This window comes from Actinoplanes sp. SE50/110 (assembly GCF_900119315.1).
Taxonomy (GTDB): Bacteria; Actinomycetota; Actinomycetes; order Mycobacteriales; family Micromonosporaceae; genus Actinoplanes.
Genome location: NZ_LT827010.1, coordinates 8,255,861 through 8,272,874, shown reverse-complemented (window position 1 = coordinate 8,272,874; position 17,014 = coordinate 8,255,861). Strand labels below are relative to the sequence as shown.

Annotated in this window: 14 protein-coding genes; 10 read left to right on the top strand and 4 right to left on the bottom strand. The window is 70.9% G+C overall.

Features of this window, described 5'->3' with window-relative positions:
- Positions 1-2 precede the first annotated feature (2 nt).
- From lysA to thrC, 4 genes are all read left to right on the top strand, one after another.
- Positions 3-1,388 (top strand): diaminopimelate decarboxylase, encoded by a 1,386-nt coding sequence (gene lysA, locus ACSP50_RS36850; RefSeq protein ID WP_014694419.1) that lies wholly within the window; start codon positions 3-5, stop codon positions 1,386-1,388.
- Complete coding sequence (locus ACSP50_RS36845) at positions 1,385-2,683, top strand: homoserine dehydrogenase (protein ID WP_014694418.1); 1,299 nt, start codon at positions 1,385-1,387, stop codon at positions 2,681-2,683. The genes lysA and ACSP50_RS36845 overlap by 4 nt, the downstream gene beginning before the upstream one ends.
- Positions 2,683-3,051 (top strand): VOC family protein, encoded by a 369-nt coding sequence (locus ACSP50_RS36840; protein ID WP_014694417.1) that lies wholly within the window; start codon positions 2,683-2,685, stop codon positions 3,049-3,051. The genes ACSP50_RS36845 and ACSP50_RS36840 overlap by 1 nt, the downstream gene beginning before the upstream one ends.
- A 79-nt stretch (positions 3,052-3,130) precedes the next feature.
- Positions 3,131-4,180, top strand: coding sequence for a threonine synthase (thrC, locus tag ACSP50_RS36835; protein ID WP_014694416.1), 1,050 nt, complete (start codon positions 3,131-3,133; stop codon positions 4,178-4,180).
- Here the strand turns inward: thrC and ACSP50_RS36830 are convergent.
- The gene (locus ACSP50_RS36830) at positions 4,166-4,648 is read right to left on the bottom strand and encodes a MarR family transcriptional regulator (RefSeq protein ID WP_014694415.1); all 483 of its coding nucleotides are present in this window, start codon (positions 4,646-4,648) and stop codon (positions 4,166-4,168) included. The two genes, thrC and ACSP50_RS36830, sit on opposite strands and share 15 nt — an antisense overlap.
- Before the next feature lie 101 nt (positions 4,649-4,749).
- Here ACSP50_RS36830 and ACSP50_RS36825 point away from each other — a divergent pair, with 101 nt between their 5' ends.
- The 5 genes from ACSP50_RS36825 (at position 4,750) to ACSP50_RS36805 (ending at position 13,961) form a co-directional block, all read left to right on the top strand.
- Positions 4,750-7,968 (top strand): efflux RND transporter permease subunit, encoded by a 3,219-nt coding sequence (locus ACSP50_RS36825; RefSeq protein WP_014694414.1) that lies wholly within the window; start codon positions 4,750-4,752, stop codon positions 7,966-7,968.
- A gap of 106 nt (positions 7,969-8,074) precedes the next feature.
- Complete coding sequence (locus ACSP50_RS36820; protein WP_014694413.1) at positions 8,075-9,325, top strand: MFS transporter; 1,251 nt, start codon at positions 8,075-8,077, stop codon at positions 9,323-9,325.
- A gap of 25 nt (positions 9,326-9,350) precedes the next feature.
- The gene (gene thrB, locus ACSP50_RS36815) at positions 9,351-10,295 is read left to right on the top strand and encodes a homoserine kinase (protein WP_014694412.1); all 945 of its coding nucleotides are present in this window, start codon (positions 9,351-9,353) and stop codon (positions 10,293-10,295) included.
- Between the two features lie 296 nt (positions 10,296-10,591).
- Positions 10,592-12,658, top strand: coding sequence for a transcription termination factor Rho (rho, locus tag ACSP50_RS36810; RefSeq protein ID WP_043512903.1), 2,067 nt, complete (start codon positions 10,592-10,594; stop codon positions 12,656-12,658).
- Between the two features lie 133 nt (positions 12,659-12,791).
- Positions 12,792-13,961: a nitric oxide synthase oxygenase gene (locus ACSP50_RS36805; protein WP_014694410.1), complete on the top strand. Its 1,170-nt coding sequence runs from the start codon at positions 12,792-12,794 to the stop codon at positions 13,959-13,961.
- A gap of 4 nt (positions 13,962-13,965) precedes the next feature.
- On the opposite strand, the gene ACSP50_RS36800 is transcribed toward ACSP50_RS36805, so the two are convergent.
- From ACSP50_RS36800 to ACSP50_RS36790, 3 genes are read right to left on the bottom strand one after another with little or no spacing between them, the layout of a single operon-like run.
- Positions 13,966-14,586: an RNA ligase family protein gene (locus ACSP50_RS36800; protein WP_014694409.1), complete on the bottom strand. Its 621-nt coding sequence runs from the start codon at positions 14,584-14,586 to the stop codon at positions 13,966-13,968.
- 1 nt (position 14,587) lies between these two features.
- Positions 14,588-15,484, bottom strand: a complete 897-nt coding sequence (locus ACSP50_RS36795) for an AAA family ATPase (RefSeq protein WP_014694408.1) — start codon at positions 15,482-15,484, stop codon at positions 14,588-14,590.
- On the bottom strand, positions 15,481-16,551 hold the full coding sequence (locus ACSP50_RS36790; protein WP_014694407.1) for an RNA ligase: 1,071 nt from the start codon (positions 16,549-16,551) through the stop codon (positions 15,481-15,483). The genes ACSP50_RS36795 and ACSP50_RS36790 overlap by 4 nt, the downstream gene beginning before the upstream one ends.
- A gap of 197 nt (positions 16,552-16,748) precedes the next feature.
- Here ACSP50_RS36790 and rpmE point away from each other — a divergent pair, with 197 nt between their 5' ends.
- On the top strand, positions 16,749-16,973 hold the full coding sequence (gene rpmE / locus ACSP50_RS36785) for a 50S ribosomal protein L31 (protein ID WP_014694406.1): 225 nt from the start codon (positions 16,749-16,751) through the stop codon (positions 16,971-16,973).
- Positions 16,974-17,014: the final 41 nt, after the last annotated feature.

Sequence of the window (17,014 nt, the reverse complement as noted above, 5' to 3'; positions counted from 1 at the left end):
GCATGCGCGCACACGAGGCCGGGGCGCTGCACGGCGACCTCGGCAACCGCGGGCCGGCCTGGTTGCGGACGCCCGAGGACGTGAACGCCCTCGTGCCGCAGCTCTGGCCGCGCACGGTGACCCGCACCGACGCCGGGTCCCTGCAGATCGGCGGCGTCAGCGTGACCGACCTGGCGGCCGACTACGGCACCCCGGCGTACCTGCTGGACGAGGACGACCTGCGGGCCCGCTGCCGGGACTTCGCGGCCGCCTTCGCCGGCGCGGACGTCTATTACGCCGGCAAGTCGTTCCTGTGCAAGGCCGTGGTCCGGGTGGTCGAGGAGGAGGGCCTGTTCCTCGACGTGTGTTCCGGCGGTGAGCTGGCGGTGGCCCTGGCGGCCGGCTTCCCGCCGGAGCGGATCGGGTTCCACGGCAACAACAAGTCGGCCGCCGAACTGGCCCGGGCGCTCGACGCGGGCGTCGGCCGGATCGTGGTGGACTCGTTCCACGAGATCCGGCGTCTGACCGAACTGTCCCGCGAGACCGGTAAACGCCCCGCCGTGCTGGTCCGGGTGACGGTCGGGGTCGAGGCGCACACCCACGAGTTCATCGCGACCGCGCACGAGGACCAGAAGTTCGGGTTCTCGCTGGCCGGCGGCGCGGCGTTCGCGGCCTGCGCGCAGATCCTCGACGAGAACGTGCTGGACCTGCGCGGCCTGCACTCGCACATCGGTTCGCAGATCTTCGACACCAGCGGATTCGAGGTGGCCGCCCGGCGGATCCTGGAACTGCAGGCGCAGGTGCGCGACGCGCGCGGGGTGGAGCTGCCCGAGCTGGACCTCGGTGGCGGGTTCGGCATCGCGTACACCACGCAGGACGATCCGTCGGCGCCGGGCGACCTGGCCAAGCGGATCAACAAGATCGTCGAGTCGGAGTGCGAGATGGCCGCGCTGCGGGTGCCGCACCTGTCGATCGAGCCGGGCCGGGCGATCGTCGGGCCGGCCGTCCTCACCCTCTACGAGGTGGGCACGGTCAAGGACGTGGACGGCATCCGGACGTACGTCAGCGTCGACGGGGGGATGAGCGACAACATCCGCACCGCGCTGTACGACGCCTCGTACTCGGCCACCCTGGCGAACCGCCGCTCGGACGCCGAACCCCTACTGGCCCGAGTTGTGGGAAAACATTGTGAGTCCGGAGACATCGTCGTGAAGGATGAATTCCTGCCCGCCGACGTGCAGCCCGGAGATCTTGTCGCCGTTCCGGGAACCGGTGCCTACTGCCGGAGTATGGCCAGCAACTACAACCACGTTCCTCGGCCGCCCGTGGTCGCGGTGCGCGACGGCGCGGCCCGCGTGATCGTGCGGCGCGAGACCGAGGACGACCTGCTTGCATTGGATGTTGGATGAGCCAGGGGAAACCGGTACGCCTCGCCCTGCTGGGCTGCGGCACCGTTGGTACTGAAGTAATCCGTCTGTTGCACGAGCAGGCCGACGATCTGACCGCCCGGATCGGGGCCCCGCTGGAGGTCGCCGGGATCGCCGTGCGCCGGCTCGGCCGCGAACGCGGCGACCTGCCGGTCGATCCGGACCTGTTCACCTCGGACGCGCTGGGCCTGATCAAGCGCGACGACGTCGACGTGGTGATCGAGGTGGTGGGCGGCATCGAGCCGGCCCGCACCTGGCTGGTCGAGGCGCTGCGCGCGGGTAAGAGCGTGGTGACCGCGAACAAGGCGCTGCTGGCCGAGGACGGCGGCACGCTGCACGACGCGGCCGCCGAGGGCAACGCCGACCTGTACTACGAGGCCGCGGTGGCCGGGGCGATCCCGCTGCTGCGCCCGCTGCGCGAGTCGCTGCACGGCGACCGGGTGACCGCGGTGACCGGCATCGTGAACGGCACCACCAACTTCATCCTCTCCTCGATGTTCAGCACCGGCGCCGGGTTCCACGAGGCGCTGGAGGAGGCCACCGAGCTCGGGTACGCGGAGGCCGACCCGACCGCCGACGTGGAGGGCTTCGACGCCGCCGCGAAGGCCGCGATCCTGGCCTCGCTGGCCTTCCACACCCGGGTCACCGCCGCGGACGTGTTCCGTGAGGGGATGACCGCGGTGACGGCCGGCGACATGGCCAGCGCCAAGGAGATGGGCTGCACGATCAAGCTGCTGTGCATCGCGCAGCGCAGCGCCGACGCGGTCAGTGTCCGGGTGCACCCGGCGATGATCCCGCTCAGCCATCCGCTGGCCGGGGTCGGCGACGCGTACAACGCGGTGTTCGTCGAGGCCGACGGCGCGGGCCCGCTGATGTTCTACGGCCGGGGCGCGGGTGGCCGGCCGACGGCCAGCGCGGTGCTCGGCGACATCGTCGCGGCGGCCCGCAACAAGCTGACCGGCACCCGGGCGCCGAGCGAGAGCAACTACGCCCAGCTGGCGGTCCGCCCGATCGGCGAGTCGATGACCCGCTACCACATCAGCCTGGACGTGGCCGAGCGCCCGGGTGTGCTGGCCACCGTGGCCGGCGTCTTCGCCCAGCACGAGGTGTCGATCGCCACGGTCCGGCAGTCCGGCCGGGCGGACGACGCCAAGCTGGTGATCGTCACGCACAGCGCGCCGGACGCGGCGCTGGCCGCCACCGTCGCGGCGCTGGCCGAGCTGGACATCGTCCGGTCCATCGCGAGTGTGCTGCGGGTCGAGGGTGGGGCGGGCTGATGCTCGATCACGTCGGTTTCCAGTGTGCCGACCTGGCCGCCAGCGCCGCGTTCTACGACGCGGTGCTGGCCCCGCTGGGCGCTTCCCGGCAGATGGATTTCCAGGTGGCCATCGGGTACGGCAACGGACACCCCGATTTCTGGATCAGCACCCTGACCGAGGGGGACGGGTTCCGCGAGTCGCACATAGCCTTTGGTGCGGCGGACCGGGCGGCCGTGGACGCGTTCTTCGCCGCGGCGGTCGCGTCCGGGGCCGAGGTGTTGCACGAGCCGCGCCTGCACCCGGAGTACCACGAGCACTACTACGGCGCGTTCGTCCGCGACCCGGACGGCAACAATGTCGAAGCGGTCTGTCACCGTCCTGAATAGTGGACTTCCGGTCCCATTGATCGGATGTCTAGGGCACGCTGTGCGCGATTGCCCGACTCGACAACGAGGAGTTACGGCCATGTGGCGGGGTTTGATCGAGGCGTACCGGGAGCGGCTCCCGGTGACCGAGGCCACCCCGGTGGTCACCTTGCACGAGGGCAACACGCCGCTGGTGCCGGCGCCGGTGCTCTCCCAGCGGGTCGGTGCGGACGTCTACCTGAAGGTGGAGGGCGCCAACCCGACCGGTTCGTTCAAGGACCGCGGGATGACCATGGCGGTCTCCAAGGCGGTCGAGGACGGCGCCAAGACCATCATCTGCGCGTCCACCGGCAACACCTCGGCGTCGGCCGCGGCGTACGCGGCCCGGGCCGGGATCAGCTGCGCGGTGCTGGTTCCCCAGGGCAAGATCGCGCTCGGCAAGCTGTCCCAGGCCCTGGTGCACGGGGCCAAGCTGCTGCAGATCGAGGGCAACTTCGACGACTGCCTGGCGCTGGCCTCGAAACTCTCCCAGGACTTCCCGGTCGCGCTGGTCAACTCGGTGAACATCTTCCGCCTGCACGGGCAGAAGACCGCGTCCTTCGAGATCGTCGAGGCGCTCGGGGACGCCCCGGACATCCACTGCCTGCCGGTCGGCAACGCCGGCAACATCTCCGCCTACTGGATGGGTTATCAGGAGGACAAGGAGGCCGGCAACAGCACGAAGCTGCCGAAGATGTACGGCTTCCAGGCCTCCGGCGCCGCGCCGATCGTCACCGGCAAGGTGGTCGAGCAGCCCTCCACGATCGCCACCGCGATCCGGATCGGCAATCCGGCCAGCTGGACCAAGGCGCTCGACGCCCGGGACTCCTCAGGCGGCCTGATCGCGGCGGTCACCGACCGGGACATCCTGAACGCGTACCGGCTGCTGGCTCGTGAGGTCGGCGTCTTCGTCGAGCTGGGCAGCGCGGCGAGCGTGGCCGGGCTGCTGCAGCAGGCGGCGGCCGGGCAGATCCCGGCCGGCTCGCGGGTGGTCTGCACGGTCACCGGTCACGGTCTGAAGGACCCGGAGTGGGCGATCTCCACGGCGCCGTCGCCGATCGTCGTCCCGAACGAGGCGCTGGCCGCCGCGAAGGCGCTAGACCTGGCCTGACGCCGCCTCGCGCACCAGAATCTCGGTGGCGTGAAGCACCACCGCGAGCTCCTCGGCTGAGAGTCGGCTGAGGAGCTCGCGCTGTTTCGTCATGCCCGCGGTGATGATGCCCTCGATGAGCTCAGCGCCCGCTTTCGTGAGGCCGATCCGGCGGATCCGGCGGTCGTTGAGATCCTCCGTGCGCGTGACCAGATCCTGCACCACGAGCCGGTCGATCATGCCGCTCAGTGCGGCGGCCCCGACGCCCACCATCCGGGCCAGCTCCCCGCCGGGCAACGTCCCGTGCCGGGAGAGCAGCAGGAGTATTTTCAGCTGGGACATCGTCAGGTGTGACGAGAAGAGTGGGTGCGACCGGTCGTCGGCGAACAGGTGCTGCAACCGGATCTGCGCGCCCATGATGTCCGCGATGAGCTTCTCGTTCGCGCTCAGCGCCCGCTCCTTTGTGACCTGCTGGTGACCACCGCACATCGATCTGATGACGGACGGTACCAGTGCACCCCCGCGAAAAATCATTTGTTCGCGTGGGGCAAACTATTTGTGTCGGACGAAGTTTACTCGGGGGAGCGCCCATGTCAGCTCTGACACGGCTCAGCCTTGCCAACCGAGGTCTCGTCGCCCTGATCGCGATAGTGATCAGCGGCTTCGGCCTCTATGCGATTCCGTCACTCAAGCAACAGCTGTTCCCGTCGATCGAGCTGCCCGCCGCGTTCGTCAGCGCGGTGCTGCCCGGCGCCTCGCCCGAGGCGGTCGAGACGGAGATCACCAAACCGATCGAGGACGCCGTCAAGGGCATCGACGGGATCGACACGGTCACCTCCACCTCGCGGGAGAACGTGTCCAGCGTCGTGGTCTCCTTCGCCTACGGCACGGACATCCAGTCCGCGGTCAACCAGGTCACCACCTCGATCAACCGGATCCAGTCGCAGCTGCCGGACAACGTCGACCCGCAGATCTTCGCGGGCGGCACCGACGACATCCCGGCCATCGTGCTGGCCGCCTCCGGCGGCACCGACGAGAGCGACCTGTTCAACAAGCTCAACCAGATCGTGGTCCCGGAGCTGAACGGGATCACCGGCGTCCGGGACACCCAGGTCACCGGCGCCCGCAGCAAGCAGGTCGTGATCACGCCGGACCTGGCCAGGATGGGCGCGAACGGGATCGCGCCGACCGCGCTCACCTCGGTGCTGCAGGCCAACGGCATCTCGATCCCGGCCGGTGCGGTCACCGACGGCACCAGGTCGTTGACCGTGCAGGTCGGCACCCCGATCACCACGGTCCAGCAGCTGCAGGACGTCTACCTGACCGGCTCGCGCGGCCCGGTGCGCCTCGGCGACGTCGCCAAGGTGGAGAGCAGGCTCCCGGTCGCCGACTCGTACACCCGCACCGACGGCGCGGACAGCCTGGGCATCGCGGTCACCGCGCGGCCCGACGGCAACCCGGTGGAGATCTCCCACCAGGTTCGCGACATGCTGGACAGGCTGCAGAAGGACTCCGGCGCCAAGCTCACCGTGATCACCGACCAGGCGCCGTACGTGCAGCGGTCGATCAAGAGCCTGGCCACCGAGGGCCTGCTCGGCCTCGCCATGGCCGTCGTGGTCATCCTGGTCTTCCTGCTCAGCGTCCGATCGACGCTGGTCACCGCGGTCTCCATCCCGCTGTCCGTGCTGATCGCCCTGATCGCCCTCTGGACCGGCGACTACACGCTGAACCTGTTGACCCTGGGCGCGCTGACGATCGCGGTGGGCCGGGTGGTCGACGACTCGATCGTCGTCCTGGAGAACATCAAACGACACCTGGAGTACGGCGAGGAGAAGGTGCACGCCATCCTCGCCGCGGTCCGCGAGGTGTCCGGCGCGGTCACCGCCTCCACCCTCACCACGGTCGCCGTCTTCGCCCCGATCGCGCTGGTCGGCGGCCTGGTCGGACAGATCTTCGCGTCCTTCGCGATCACCGTGACGGTGGCCCTGCTGGCCTCGCTGTTCGTCGCGCTGACCGTGGTGCCGGTGCTGGCGTACTGGTTCCTCAAGCCGCCGGCCGCCGACGTCGACACCGAGGCGATCCGCCGGGCCGCCGAGGAGAAGGAGCTGCGCAGCCCGCTGCAGCGCGGCTACCTCCCGGTGATCCGGTTCGCCACCACCCGCCGCTGGGCCACCGTGCTGATCGGCATCGCGGTGCTGATCGGCACCTTCGCGCTCTCCACCCGGCTGGAGACCAACTTCCTGGACCAGTCCGGCCAGGACAGCATCAGCGTCACCCAGACGATGCCGGTCGGCACCAGCCTGGCGGCCACCGACGAGGCGGCCAAGAAGGTCGAGGCGATCGTCTCCGGCCGCAAGGACGTCAAGACGTACCAGGTCACCGTCGGCGGCAACTCGGCGAACCCGTTCGCCGGCGGCGGCGGTGCCGGCACCGCCACGTTCCAGGTCGGTCTGACCGATGACGCGGACGCCGACGTGGTCTCCGACCAGCTGCGCGACGAGTTCGCCAAGCTGTCCGGCGCCGGCGAGATCAAGGTCGGCGAGCAGAGCTCGGGGCTGGGCAGCAACCAGCTCTCGGTCGAGGTGACCGCCGCTGACAACGACACGCTGACCAGCGCGACGGAGCAGGTCAAGGCCGCGATGGCCGGGATCGGCGGGGTCGCCGACGTGGACACCTCGCTGGCCGCCAGCGTGCCCCGGCTGGACGTGGTGGTGAACCGCAAGGCGGCCGCCGCGGCCGGGCTCACCGAGGCGCAGATCGGCCAGACCGTGGCCGGCATGTTCCGCTCCGCCCCGGCCGGCAAGCTCACCATCGACGGCGCCAGCCAGGACGTGGTGATCTCGTTCGGCGCCGCACCGGGGAACCCGGACGCGCTCAGGTCGCTGCCGCTGACCACCGCCCGCGGCCCGGTGCCGCTCAGCCAGGTGGCCGAGATCAAGCAGGTCAACGGCCCGGAGCAGGTGACCCGCACGGACGGCAACCGGACCGCCACGGTCACCGGCACCGTCACCGGCTCGAACCTGAGCAAGGTGAACCAGGACCTGACGAAGAAGCTGGACGCGCTGACCCTGCCGCCCGGCGCGTCGTACTCGGTGGGTGGCGTCAGCGCCGACCAGGCGGACGCGTTCAAACAGCTCGGACTGGCCGTGCTGGCCGCCATCGCGATCGTCTTCATCATCATGGTGGCGACGTTCCGCAGCATCGTGCAGCCGATCATCCTGCTGGTCTCCATCCCGTTCGCGGCGACCGGCGCGATCGGCCTGCTGCTGGCCACCGGCACCCCGCTCGGCGTGCCGGCCCTGATCGGCGTGCTGATGCTGGTCGGCATCGTGGTCACCAACGCGATCGTGCTGATGGACCTGATCAACCACTACCGCGCGGCCGGCATGGGCGTGCAGGAGGCGGTGATCGAGGGCGGCCGGCACCGGCTGCGGCCGATCCTGATGACCGCGATCGCGACCATCTTCGCGCTCATCCCGATGGCGCTCGGCCTGACCGGCGAGGGCGGCTTCATCTCGCAGCCGCTGGCGATCGTGGTGATCGGTGGTCTGGTCAGCTCGACGCTGCTCACCCTGGTGCTGGTCCCGGCGCTCTACACGATGGTGGAGAACCGCAAGGAGAAGCGGCGGGCCAAGCGCGCGGCGAAGCGGGCCCGCAAGGCCGGGGTCGTCCCGGTGCCGGCCGACGAGCCGGTCGCGGACGACGCGGCGCCGGCGATGGAGCCCGCCGCCAGCGGGGCGCTGCGGGGGTACACCGACCAGTTCGAGGTGCTCAAGATGCCGAAGGGCCCGGCCGAGACGCAGGAGTAGCCCGGACCCGACGTACCGGAAAAAAATAAGCAAGAAATAAGGTAGTCGATGCCCGGCCCACCGGCCGGGCATCGCTTCCGCTCCCGGTCCGACTAGATTGCGGTACGTGTCGGCAACCCTCTCGGTCCTTACCAGAAATCGTGACTTCCGGCGTCTTTTCGCCGCTGAGCTGGTCGTCTTCGGTGCCGACTGGTTCGTCATGGTTCCGCTGCTGGTGCTGCTGCCGCGGCTCACCGGGCACGGCTTCTGGGGCGGTCTGGTGCTGGCCGCCGACACCGGGATCAACGCGCTGCTGCTGCCCTACACCGGGACGGTCGCCGACCGGCGGGACCGGCGCCGGATCCTGATCGCCGCGAACCTCGCCTCGTTCCTCGCCGTGCTGCTGCTGTTCGCGGTCCGGTCGGCCGCGACCGCGCCGCTGGCCCTGGTCGCGATCGGGGCGATGGCCGTGGCCAAGGCCTTCTACCAGCCGGCCAGCTCGGCCGCGCTGCCGAACGTGGTGGATCCGGCCGACCTGCCGGCCGCGAACGCGATCGCCGGGTCGGCCTGGGGCACGATGACGGTGCTCGGCGCCTCGCTCGGCGGCGTGGTGGCCAGCGTCTTCGGGCCGTACGCCAGTTTTTCGGTGACCGCGGTCGGTCTGCTGGCCGCGAGCCTGCTCACCGCCCTGGTCCGGCGTCCGCTGCAGGCCGGCCCGGCCGCCGCGGAGGCGTCGCCGGCGAGCGGGCCGGCGCTGCGCGAGGCACTGCGCCACATCGCCGTCCGGCCCCGGCTGCGGGCGCTGGTCACGGTGAAGTCGGCGGTCGGCCTGGGCAACGGGGTGCTGACCGTGTTCCCGTTGATCGTGGCCGCGCACGGCGCCGGCGAGCTGGGCGCCGGCCTGCTCTTCGCGGTCCGCGGGCTGGGCGCGCTGGTCGGGCCGTTCGTGATGCGCCCGGTGCTGGCCCGGCCGGCCTGGCTGTTCACCGGCCTGGCCCTGTCCATGGGCCTGTACGGCCTCGGCTACCTGGGGGTCGCCGTGACCCCGTGGTTCCCGCTGGTGCTGCTGCTGGTCTTCGTCGCACACTTCGCCGGCGGCGCCAACTGGGTGCTCTCCAACGTCGCCCTGCAGGCCGAGGTGCCGGACGGGCTGCGCGGCCGGGTCTTCGCCACCGACCTGATGCTCGCGACGCTGGCTATCGCGGTCAGCCAGCTGGGTGCCAGCGCGGTCGTCGACCGGGTCGACCAGGCGGTGGTGATCGCCGGCTGTGGCCTGGTCACGCTGGTTTACGCGATCGGCTGGTGGCTGGCCACCCGGCGGCTGGCGGCGGATTCCGGGGCCGGGAATGGGATTGCCGGGGCACGGCATCCGTCCTGAGATGATCAAGTCATAGCATGTGGCGATGGGCCTGACCTTCGTCACCGAACCGGTATCCGTCAGCACCCCGGCGACCAGTGCGAACCTGGGCCCGGGCTTCGACGCGCTGGGCCTCGCGCTGAGCCTGCACGACGACCTGACCGCCCGGGTGACCGAGGGCGGCTTCCACGTCGAGATCAGCGGGCAGGGCGCCGGTGAGCTGCCGGCCGACGAGGAGCACCTGGTCGTGCGGGCCATGCTGGCCACCTTCGACGAGCTCGGTGAGCGTCCGCCGGGACTCGCGGTCACCTGCGTCAACCGGATCCCGCAGGCGCGCGGCCTGGGCAGCTCCTCGGCGGCCATCGTGGGTGGCGTGCAGCTGGCCCGCGGCCTGGTCGCCGGCGGCCTGGAGCTGATCGACGAGGCGGCCGCGCTGCGCATCGCGGCGCGCATCGAGGGCCACCCGGACAACGTCGCCCCCTGCCTGCTCGGCGGCTTCACGGTGGCCTGGACCGAGGCCGGTGGCGCCCGCGCGGTCACCTTGACGCCGGCCGAGGGCGTGCGCCCGACGGTTTTCATCCCCGCCGAACGGGGGTACACGGCGACCGCGCGGGCGGCGCTGCCGGCCGAGGTGCCGCATCGGGACGCGGCGTTCAACGCCGGGCGGTCCGCGCTGCTCACCCACGCCCTGACGAGTGATCCGTCGCTGCTGTTCCCGGCCACCGAGGACCGGCTGCACCAGGGATATCGCGCCGCGGGAATGCCGGGCACGTCGTCGCTGGTGGCGGCGCTGCGTTCGGTGGGCGTGGCCGCCGTGGTCAGTGGCGCCGGGCCGACCGTTCTGGCATTGACCGAGGTCCCGGGTGATTTTTACCCGGGCGCGCACTGGCACGGCGAAGTGCTGGGCGTGGACGGCGCCGGTGCTGTTGTGAAAGGGGGTATGGTGGAACACGCCGAGCGGGGCCCTGTTGCCGCAGGTCGCAAGAGTTGATTACGCTCTAGACCTAGCACAGCCGCGAAGCAAGCGATCTCTGCGGTTCGGCGCACCCCCGAGATTTCTGGGCCATCCTGGTCTATCTCAATTCTCACCAAGGCTTTCGCCGGGCAGCAGTCCCATAGATCGCTGCACTCGCCGAGACCTACCCGTCACGGTATGACGGGCAGGGATACCGTCGAGCTGCCGTGCCGCATTAACTCCCGCGCCGCTGCTGCGAAGCGGGTTCCGAGGGCACCCGGCCCAGGATGCAGTTCCGGGTGGACTCGGGTTTTTCCGACGGAAGGAATCCATTGAGCGACACCACCGACGTGACGTCGGGTGTTTCTGACGTCGCTGACGGCGCCGGCACCACCGCGACCGCCACGAAGCGCCGCCGCGGCGGCACCGGGCTGTCCGCGATGCTGCTGCCCGAGTTGCAGAGCCTCGCCGCCTCCCTGGGCATCTCCGGCACGGCCCGGATGCGCAAGGGCGAGCTGATCACCGCGATCTCCGAGCGGCAGAGCGGTGGCTCCGCCGCGGCCGAGCCGGCTCCGCGGCCGCGGACCGAGGCCGCCCCGGCCCAGTCGGCCCCCGCTTCGGCCCCGGCTCCGGCTTCGACTCCGGTGGAGAAGCCGCAGGCCGCCGCTCCCGCGGACAGCGCGCCGGCCGCCGAGGCCGCCCCGGCCACGGAGCGCCCGTCCCGGCGCAGCCGTGAGCGGGCCGCCCGGGAGACCACCCCCCGCGAGGCCACCCCGGTGCAGGCCGAGGCCGCCCCGGCCGTCACCGAGCCGGCCGCCGTGGCCGCTCCCGTGGCCGACACCACCGAGCGCGCCGAGCGCCCGGAGCGTGGCGACCGCACCCGTGACCGGCAGCGCGGTGAGCGCACCGACCGCGGTGAGCGCACCGACCGCGGTGAGCGCACCGACCGCGGTGAGCGTCCGGAGCGGGCCGAGCGTGCCGACCGCGGTGACCGCGCCAACGAGCGCGGGGAGCGCACCAACGACCGGGGCGACCGCAACGACCGCGGGGACCGGAACAACGACCGGGTCAACGACCGTTCCGGCGACCGGGGCCCGCGCACCGACCAGGGTCACGACGACGACGACAACGACGGTGAGGGTGGCCGCCGGAGCCGGCGCAGCCGTTTTCGGGACCGTCGCCGTGGCCGCGACCGCGACGACAGCCCGCGCGAGGACAACCGGCGTGACGGTGGCGGCCGTGAGCCGCACGTCTCCGACGACGAGGTGCTCGTCCCGGTGGCCGGCATCCTCGACGTGCTGGACAACTACGCGTTCGTCCGGACCACCGGTTACCTCTCCGGCCCGAACGACGTGTACGTCTCGATGTCGCAGGTCAAGAAGTACGGCCTGCGCCGCGGGGACGCGGTCACCGGTGCGGTCCGCTCCGCCCCGCGCGACGGCGACGGGCAGCGGCGGGACAAGTACAACCCGCTGGTCCGCCTGGACACCATCAACGGGATGGAGCCCGACGAGGCCCGCCGGCGTCCCGAGTTCTACAAGCTGACGCCGCTCTACCCGCAGGAGCGCCTGCGGCTGGAGACCGAGCCGCACATCCTCACCACCCGCATCATCGACCTGGTGATGCCGATCGGTAAGGGCCAGCGCGCGCTCATCGTCTCCCCGCCGAAGGCCGGTAAGACGATGGTGCTGCAGGCTCTGGCCAACGCGATCACCCGCAACAACCCCGAGTGCCACCTGATGGTCGTGCTCGTGGACGAGCGGCCCGAAGAGGTCACCGACATGCAGCGCACGGTCAAGGGCGAGGTCATCGCGGCCACGTTCGACCGCCCGCCGCAGGACCACACCACGGTCGCCGAGCTCGCCATCGAGCGGGCCAAGCGGCTGGTCGAGCTGGGCCACGACGTCGTCGTGCTGCTCGACTCGGTGACCCGCCTCGGCCGGTCGTACAACCTGGCCGCGCCGGCCTCCGGCCGGATCATGTCGGGTGGTATCGACTCGACCGCGCTCTACCCGCCGAAGCGGTTCCTCGGCGCGGCGCGCAACATCGAGAACGGTGGCTCGCTGACCATCCTCGCGACCGCGCTGGTCGAGACCGGGTCGATGATGGACACGGTCATCTTCGAGGAGTTCAAGGGCACCGGCAACGCCGAGCTCAAGCTGGACCGGAAGATCGCCGACAAGCGGGTCTTCCCGGCCGTGGACGTCTCCGCCTCCAGCACCCGGAAGGAAGAGATCCTTCTCGGCAAGGAGGAGCTGGCGATCATCCACAAGCTCCGCAAGGTGCTCAGCTCGCTGGAGTCCGGCGCCGCCCTGGACCTGCTGATGGACCGGCTCAAGCAGACCCGGACCAACATCGAGTTCCTGATGCAGATCGCCAAGTCGACACCCGGCGAGTAAGCAGCCCGATCGCCACGAGGCCCACCCGTTAGGGTGGGCCTCGTCGCTTTTGTCGCACAAGCTGTCTGATTCGGCACGTACGTGGTCGTGCGAACCTCCGGTATCCCTCTCCTCGATCCGCCGGAGGATTTCGATGATCGTGCCCGGCTACCGGGACCACCCGACCGAGCCCTGGGACCCGGACAGCCCGGCCGACCCCGGTGAGGCGGAGGATTTCCTGCGCCGGTGCTACACCGAGAACCCCCGGCTCGGCCCGGTCGAGCCCCGGCTCGCCATCATCCGCGCGCAGATCGCCGCCACCGGCACCTACGTGCACACCCCCGACGAGCTGACCCACGGCGCCCGGATGGCCTGGCGCAACGCCAGCCGTTGCATCGGCCGGCTCTACTGGCGGAGTCTGCTGGTCCTCGACCGGCGCCGGGCGCGGACCGCCGACGAGATCTACTCCCTGCTGGTACGTCATCTGCAGACCGCCGGCGACACCCAGATCCGCCCGGTGATCAGCGTCTTCGCCCCGGCCCGGCCCGGCCAGCCGTACGCCCGGGTCTGGAACGAGCAGCTCATCCGGTATGCCGGCTACCGCACCGAGGACGGCGACACGGTCGGTGACCCGCGGCTGCGCGAGTTCACCACCGCGGTTCGGGCCTTCGGCTGGCGGGGCAAGGGGGAGGCGTTCGACGTGCTGCCCCTGGTGGTCGAGACTCCGTCCGACGGGATCCGCCTGTACGAGCTGCCCGAGCAAACCATCTGCGAGGTGCCGATCAGCCACCCCGAGTACGCCTGGTTCACCGAGCTCGGGCTGCGCTGGCACGCCGTACCGGCGATCGCCAACATGCGGCTCACCATCGGCGGGGTGCACTACCCGCTGGCCCCGTTCAACGGCTGGTATCTGGGCACCGAGATCGGCGCCCGCAACCTGGCCGACGCCGACCGGTACAATCTGTTGCCGGTGCTCGCCGCCCGGATGGGCCTGGACACCAGCCGGGAGTCGACGCTCTGGCGCGACCGGGCCCTGGTCGAGCTGAACCGGGCGGTGCTGCACAGCTTCGAACGGGCCGGGGTGAAGATGAGCGACCACCACACCGAGTCGCGGCGGTTCCTCCAACACCTGAACAACGAGGAGCGGGCCGGCCGCCCGGTGCCGGCCGACTGGACCTGGATCGTGCCGCCGATGTCCGGCGGGATCACCCCGGTCTTCCACCGGTACTACCGGGAGATGGACCTGCGGCCGGCCTTCTACCTCGACGACGAGGCGGCGGCACTGGCCCGTGAAGGGATGCGCGGCTGCCCGCATCCGCACTGACGTCTCAGGCGAACTCGTTGACCGCGAAGTCGTCCCGGTGGCGCCAGGCGGCGTCGGTGCGGACGTGCTCCGCGCGGACCCACTTGAGCAGCTTGAGGGGGAAGTCGGCGGCCGGGATCCGTCCGGTCACCCGGACCACGTACCCCTCGGAGGTCTCCTCGCTGCGCTGCGCGGCCCAGGCGGCGCACGCCTCGGAGAGGCTCCCGCCGCGGTAGAGGAGCGGGACCATCGGCAGCTCCAGCCGGCGGGCCCAGTCGACCGTGTCGTCCCAGCCGAGCAGGGTGTCGGTCTCGTCCCAGATGCCGAAGACCAGGAACACCCCGGGCAGGTCGGTGTAGGCGACGCTGCGGCGGGCCCACATCGACTCGCCGCAGACCCGCCACCCGTCCGGAATCCGGTACGACGTCATCGCCCACAACGCCTTCGCCGGGCGGTCCCACGGGTGGGTGCCGGAGTCGGGGGAGCGGGCGTACATGGCGTCGCGGGTGAAGGTGAGGTTCCCGCCGTCCATCTTCTCGGTCACCACGAGCTCGCCGTCCAGCCACGACAGGTCCGTCTGGATCCGGTCGTCGGCCGAGGCGCCCGGGGAGCCGGGCAGATGGCAGGTCCGCGGATACTTCCGCACCTCAGAAGTCCCCCTCCGCCACCTGGAACACGGTCAGGCCGAGCGCACGCCACATGCGTACCACCTGCTGCCGGTCGTCGAACACCCCGACGACCCGCCACCGGTCCCGGATCTCGGTGTCGAAGATCTCCCGCTTGACCACCGCATCCTTCCGGCTGTCGCCCTCCGGGCGCAGGAACAGGCCTTCGTACGGGACGTCGACGAACAGCTCCAGCCAGGCCTCCGTCTCCGCCCGGCACACCTCGTCGCGGCCGGAGCAGAAGACGATGGCGTGCCCGGCCGCGTGCATCGCCCGGACCGCCGTGATCACCGCCGGGTTCGGCTCGTCCTCGCCGACCCGGTGCCACTCGAACGGACTGCGGCCGGTCATCAGCGCGACCGTGCCGTCGATGTCGACCAGCACCACCGGCGGCAGCTCCGGATCCGGCGCGTAGACCACCCCGGGGCCGCCCGGGTCGACGAACGGCACCGGCAGCGGCACGTTGCGCCCGGCCAGATAACGCTCGTGCATCCGGCGGATGACGTCCGCGCCGACCCGGTCCTGCTCGGGCCGCCCGGCGTCGCGCCGGACACACTCGGCCAGCGGCACGTCGGTGAAGTCGTGCACCTCGAACGACGCGCCGTAGCGGACGGCGAGCTCGGCCCACTCCCGGACCACCCTGGCCCGCAGATTGGTGTCGTCCACGATCACCGAGGCCCGGGCGCGCAGCAGAGCCTCGACCGCGGCCCGCTGCGCGTGCGTCACCTGCGACTCCGACCACTGGGTGAAGAGCCGCTCGCCGTGCAGCATCCGCCGGAGGTCGTCCCGGTTGACCCGGACCACCCCCGGCTGCAGCTTCCGGGCGAACGTGGTCTTCCCGGACGCGGGCAGGCCCCGCGTGATCAACAGTCGTGTCATTCCTCGGTTCCTCCAGCGGCCGCCCGGTCGGCGGACGGTCGCACCCGCTGCCACAGACCCGGACGGTAATCATGACCGTCCAGGCGCTGGAACAGCTCACCCCGGTGCGGGCTGCGCACCGCGGCCAGCGCGAACTCCTTGCGCCCCCACCCGTCGGGCAGGGCGGCGACGATGCCGGCGTAGGCCGCCTCGACCGCGGCGGCGCGCGCCTCGACCTCGGCGGTCAGCTCCGCGGCGACGCCACGGGCCCATACGTGGAACTCGTCCGGCAGCGGCTCCAGCAGGGCGTCGAGGTCACCACCGGTGGCGAGGATCTCCCAGACGCTGCGCGGGGTGAGGCCGGTCACCAGGCGATGCAGGCGTACGTAATCCGCGTATTTGATCTTTACGCGCTGATCGGCCTCGGTGAAGTGGACGACCAGCCCTTCCCGGCCGGCGCGCGGCGCGGCGGCGAGCGCCTCGGCCAGCGTCGCGTAGCCGAACGTCTCGACCACCGGGCCCGGCCAGTCCGGCACCGCGGCCGGGCCGTGCGAGCGGCCGGTGGCGATCTCCACGGCGCCGAGTAGCACCAGGTCGTCGAGCCCCTGGTAGTCCACCACGATCCGGTTGGCCGGAAAGATGATCTCCACGAGCACGGTGAGGCCGTCCGGCGGCGTGAACGACCCGTACCGGGTGCGCAACAGTGTGGTGGCATGGATCGCCTGGTCGGAAGCGAACGACCCCCTCGTGGCGACGGCGTAGCCGGAGCCGTCGTGGTAGATGATGCCCAGGCTGCCGTCGACCTTGTCGGTGACCGCCACCGGCGCGGCGGCGTCCAGGGCCGGTGCCTGCGCCTCGGTGTGGTTGAAGAACTTGGTCAGCGGCCGGGCCACGATCCGTCCCGACGCGTCCACGATCAGGCCGCGGCAGGCCAGCGTCACCGGTGTCCACGCGCCGGAGTACTGGCAGGCCTCGGTGTAGTTGTAGATGGTCAGCGGCAGGTGGGGGTGACGCTGCGTCCGGACCAGCCCGTTCTGGACCGCTTCGGTCAGCGTGACCGGATCGAAGACGTCGTGCAGCAGCGTCATGGCAGGGTCTTTCGTGAGCGGGAATGACGGGAAGGCCGCTCACGTTATGGCTTGCGAAACCAGTTGCACCTCCTGATTTCCGGCCGGTACGGGAGGCATGGCAGACTGGTACATCGGCCAGTAAGGGTTCCGGTTCCCGCTCTCACTCATCACAGAGCGACCCGGCGGCCCGCATCATCGAGAGGGACCGAGAAGACATGAAGAGCGGTATCCACCCGGAGTACACGACCACCGAGGTCATCTGCTCCTGCGGCAGCACCTTCAGCACCCGTAGCACCGCCAAGGGCGGCGAGATCCGCGTCGAGACCTGCAGCGCCTGCCACCCGTTCTACACCGGCAAGCAGCGCGTCCTCGACACCGCGGGCCGGGTCGCGAAGTTCCAGGCGAAGTACGCCAAGGTCAACGCCGCGAAGAAGAAGTAACTGCTTCAACGGCGCCCGTCCCGGAGAACCGGGGCGGGCGC

What these genes read in the sequence shown, in the direction of transcription:
- lysA (WP_014694419.1), top strand. Translation starts at nt 3, where the DNA reads ATGCGCGCACACGAGGCCGGGGCGCTGCACGGCGACCTCGGCAACCGC.
- ACSP50_RS36845 (WP_014694418.1), top strand. Translation starts at nt 1,385, where the DNA reads ATGAGCCAGGGGAAACCGGTACGCCTCGCCCTGCTGGGCTGCGGCACC.
- ACSP50_RS36840 (WP_014694417.1), top strand. Translation starts at nt 2,683, where the DNA reads ATGCTCGATCACGTCGGTTTCCAGTGTGCCGACCTGGCCGCCAGCGCC.
- thrC (WP_014694416.1), top strand. Translation starts at nt 3,131, where the DNA reads ATGTGGCGGGGTTTGATCGAGGCGTACCGGGAGCGGCTCCCGGTGACC.
- ACSP50_RS36830 (WP_014694415.1), bottom strand. Translation starts at nt 4,648, where the DNA reads ATGTGCGGTGGTCACCAGCAGGTCACAAAGGAGCGGGCGCTGAGCGCG.
- ACSP50_RS36825 (WP_014694414.1), top strand. Translation starts at nt 4,750, where the DNA reads ATGTCAGCTCTGACACGGCTCAGCCTTGCCAACCGAGGTCTCGTCGCC.
- thrB (WP_014694412.1), top strand. Translation starts at nt 9,351, where the DNA reads ATGGGCCTGACCTTCGTCACCGAACCGGTATCCGTCAGCACCCCGGCG.
- ACSP50_RS36805 (WP_014694410.1), top strand. Translation starts at nt 12,792, where the DNA reads ATGATCGTGCCCGGCTACCGGGACCACCCGACCGAGCCCTGGGACCCG.
- ACSP50_RS36795 (WP_014694408.1), bottom strand. Translation starts at nt 15,484, where the DNA reads ATGACACGACTGTTGATCACGCGGGGCCTGCCCGCGTCCGGGAAGACC.
- ACSP50_RS36790 (WP_014694407.1), bottom strand. Translation starts at nt 16,551, where the DNA reads ATGACGCTGCTGCACGACGTCTTCGATCCGGTCACGCTGACCGAAGCG.
- rpmE (WP_014694406.1), top strand. Translation starts at nt 16,749, where the DNA reads ATGAAGAGCGGTATCCACCCGGAGTACACGACCACCGAGGTCATCTGC.